General features: G+C 64.6%; 1 protein-coding gene. It reads left to right on the forward strand.

Going from position 1 to position 1,765, the window contains the following annotated elements; all coding sequences use genetic code 11:
- Nucleotides 1–1,765, forward strand: a 1,765-nt coding sequence (locus tag AB0B25_RS32105) for an amino acid adenylation domain-containing protein (protein ID WP_357187600.1), incomplete at both ends; no start/stop codon positions are given.

Raw genomic sequence — 1,765 nt, forward strand, 5'->3', positions numbered from 1 at the left:
ATCGCCAAAACAGGCGCCGCATTCGTACCAATCGACCCCAACTATCCCACCGGCCGAATCGAACACATGCTCACCGACTCAGGAGCGGAGGTCGGTGTGACTGTGGGGTCGGTGCTTACGCAATTGCCCGACGGCATCGATTGGGTGGTGGTCGATGATCTCGATGAGGCTCTCGGTGCCGAGCCGATCTCCGATGTCGATCGGTTACGTCCGCTCCGTCCCGAGCATCCGGCCTATCTGATCTACACCTCCGGTTCCACCGGCACCCCCAAAGGCGTGGTCGTCACCCAAGCCGGGATAGCGAGCTTCAGCGACGAACAGCGCCAACGCTACCGGGTCACGAGCAGCTCACGCACCCTGCATCTCGCGTCACCGTCGTTCGATGCTTCGGTACTGGAACTACTGCTCGCCGTCGGCGGCGCCGCGACCATGGTGGTGGCCGAGCCGACCGTCTACGCCGGTGCGGAACTGGCCGCACTGCTGCGTAGGGAACAGGTGACGCATATTTTCATCACCCCCTCGGCGCTGGCGTCCGTCGACCCGACCGGCCTGGACACGCTCCGCGTTGTGGTCGCCGGCGGCGAGGCGTGCCCCCCGGATCTGGTGCGACGCTGGGTGCAGCCGATCTCCGGCAACAGGACCCGCGAGTTCTACAACGGCTACGGGCCCACCGAGACCACGATCATGACCAATATCAGCGATCCGCTCGCACTCGACGGGCCGGTGACCATCGGCGGACCGATCCGTGGCATTACCGAATACGTGCTGAGTGGGCGGCTGTCTCTAGTACCGGACCGGGCCGTCGGCGAGCTCTACATCACCGGGGCGCAGGTGGCACGGGGATATCATGAGCGGCCCGCATTGACCGCCGCCCGTTTCGTGCCGAACCCGTTCGACCCGCACGGAGACCGGCTGTACCGCACCGGCGATCTGGTCCGGAGGACGGTTGATGGTGGGCTGGAGTATCTGGGCCGCAATGACTTCCAGGTGAAGATTCGTGGTTTGCGTATCGAGCTGGGCGAGATCGATGCGACTCTGGCCGCGCACGAGAGTGTCGGTTTCGCGGCGACCATCGGTCATCGCAATGGCTCGGGGACCGAGTCACTGGTGTCGTATGTTGTTGCCGCACAAGACCACACGATCGACACTGCGGTTCTGGCCGAGTATGCCGCGGGACGGTTGCCTTCGTATATGGTTCCGGTCTCGATCATGGTGCTCGACGGTATCCCGCTGACGCCGGTGGGCAAGCTGGATCGTAGGGCGTTACCGGATCCGGTGTTCACCGATAACACTGTTTTCCGGGCGCCACAGACCCCGATCGAATGCACCATCGCCGAATCGTTCGCTGATGTGTTGGGGATCGAACGAGTTGGTCTCGACGACTCCTTCTTCGCTCTCGGTGGTGACAGCATCATGTCGATCCAGCTGGTGGCTCGGGCGAGGGCGGCGGGTCTGGTGTTCTCCGCGCGTGATGTCTTCGACCATAAGACGGTTGCCGGGCTGGCTCGGGTCGCGGTCGACGGCGGTGGTGCGGCCATCCCTGTTCCGGTGGAGCTGCCGGGTGGTGGTGTGGGGTCGATGCCGTTGACGCCGATCATGCGGTGGATGCTCGAGGGGGCGGCGTCGGGGGTCGGTCGGTTCTCGCAGGCGATGCTGTTGGGTTTGCCTGCGGGGATCGATCGGCGGGTGTTGGCGGGCACGGTGCAGGCGGTGTTGGATCGGCATGACATGTTGCGTGCGCGGCTACGCCGGGTTGCTGATGGGG

It is taken from the genome of Nocardia sp. NPDC049190 (assembly GCF_040648115.1).
Lineage (GTDB): Bacteria > Actinomycetota > Actinomycetes > Mycobacteriales > Mycobacteriaceae > Nocardia.